Below are 1837 nucleotides of genomic sequence, written 5' to 3' on the forward strand. Positions count from 1 at the left end.
TTTTGACCCACAACGGACATCCGCAACGCGACCTCTGAACAAGAACCCTTGCTTGACAGAAGTTCTTCGGGCCGAGCAAATGGAATGCGAACAGTCCGCTCCGGGGCTCCCCATGAATCCCTTGCTTAGAGAGATCCGTCACAATCCCCTGCTCTGGTTGCTGGCCTTCGTGCCCGTGCTGTTCGTCGCCCAAAAGCTCAAGCCTGAAGCGCACACGCTGCTTTTTGTGGTGTCGGTGCTGGCCATCGTCCCGCTGGCCGCGCTGCTCAGTCACGCCACCGAATCCGTGGCGGCCAAGACGGGTGATACGGTCGGTGGCCTGCTCAACGCCACGCTCGGAAACCTGACCGAACTTGTCATCGCGCTGACCGCGTTGCACGCCGGGCAATATACCCTGGTGAAGGCATCCATCGCCGGGGCGATCGTCACCAACACGTTGTTCATGTTGGGAGCGTCGTTTCTGCTCGGCGGACTCAAGCACCACGCGCAGGAATACAACAGGGCCAGCGCCCGCCTGCAAGCGGGCCTGCTCTTTCTGGCCACGGTCGCGATCTTGATTCCGTCGGCCGTCACCGAAGCCGATTCCGTGGCGGGGTCGGCGTTTACCGACACGTTGAGCGTCAGTCTGTCTGTGCTGCTAATCGTCGTCTACGGGTTGGGCCTGCTGTTCTCGCTCAAGACGCATCGTGAGTTTTTCGGTGGTGCGGAACATGCAGAGGCAGACGAAGCGCCGTGGCCGTTGGGCCTCGCCCTGGCCACGCTGGCCGGCGTCACTGTACTGGTCGCGCTGGTGAGCGAAGTGTTCGTCGAGTCGGTGCAGCAAGCCGCGGTGGCCTTCGGAATGACTCCCGCGTTCGTTGGTTTCATCGTGGTGGCGTTGGTGGGCGGCGCGGCGGAAATGGCCTCGGCGTTTTCCGGCGCGCGCAAAAACCGGCTGGACTTGAGCGTGGGCATCGCGCTGGGGAGCGCAACCCAAATCGCGCTGTTCGTCGCTCCGGTGCTGGTGCTGCTCAGCTACGTCATCGGCCCGGCTCCGATGAATCTGCAATTCTGGCCGGGCGCGGTGGTGATGATGCTGATCGCCACCATGACGGCCTCTCTGGTGACCAACAGCGGTCGCTCGGCGTGGTTTGTCGGAGTGCTGGTACTGATGGTGTACCTGATTTTCGCCGTGACGCTTTACCTGTTGCCGCCCAGATCAAACAACGAAGACACAGTGCCACGAAAGACAACCGAACGCTCCACCCATCGCGCATATGATGAGGTCAAGTTCACATCACGTGGCGCCACCGCGCCGGAGCGATCCCCATGTTGCGCCAGCTTCTCGTAAGCGTTGCGGTCAGTGCTTGCAACATCGCGATCCATGCAATCGTTATGGCGGCCGTATTGTGGGCGGCGCGCATCGCGGACGAGCGTGCAACGTCGCGTCCATCGCTTCGACTGATCGCCGTCATGATTGCGACCGTATCGGTCTTGATGGCCGCGCATATTGCCGAAGTGGTCGTTTGGTCATTTGCTTACATGATGGTCGGTATTGCACCTCCTGGCGCTGATCTCGTCTATTTTGCCTTTGTAAACTACACAACGCTCGGTTACGGCGACGTAACTCCGATTGAGCGCTGGCAGTTGCTTGGGCCAATGACGGCGATGAACGGCGTGCTGTTATTTGGTTGGTCGACCGCTGTCATTTTTGCGGTCTTGCGGGCAGTGATGACGAGCCAGACCGAAGAAGGACTGCGACAGAAAGGTGTATCTTCCGAGTAATGCATTGCGGCGTTTTAGCCGCGAGGCGCGTGAGGTGGTCGAGTAACCCGGCGACTTCCGGTCATGGCCCATC

Annotated in this window: 2 protein-coding genes; both read left to right on the forward strand. The window is 60.4% G+C overall.

Features of this window, described 5'->3' with window-relative positions; all coding sequences use genetic code 11:
* Positions 1–112 precede the first annotated feature (112 nt).
* On the forward strand, positions 113–1330 hold the full coding sequence (cax, locus tag GWG65_RS40090; RefSeq protein ID WP_275200902.1) for a calcium/proton exchanger: 1218 nt from the start codon (positions 113–115) through the stop codon (positions 1328–1330).
* Positions 1309–1764 carry a potassium channel family protein gene (locus GWG65_RS40095; protein ID WP_275200903.1) on the forward strand — a complete coding sequence of 152 codons (456 nt, stop codon included), beginning with the start codon at positions 1309–1311 and terminating at the stop codon, positions 1762–1764. The genes cax and GWG65_RS40095 overlap by 22 nt, the downstream gene beginning before the upstream one ends.
* Positions 1765–1837: the final 73 nt, after the last annotated feature.

Origin of the sequence: Bradyrhizobium sp. CSA207 (genome assembly GCF_029051685.1) — a bacterium.
Classification (GTDB): Bacteria; Pseudomonadota; Alphaproteobacteria; order Rhizobiales; family Xanthobacteraceae; genus Bradyrhizobium.

Coding starts and splice junctions, on each gene's coding strand:
- GWG65_RS40095 (WP_275200903.1), top strand. CDS start 1,309: ATGTTGCGCCAGCTTCTCGTAAGCGTTGCGGTCAGTGCTTGCAACATC.
- cax (WP_275200902.1), top strand. CDS start 113: ATGAATCCCTTGCTTAGAGAGATCCGTCACAATCCCCTGCTCTGGTTG.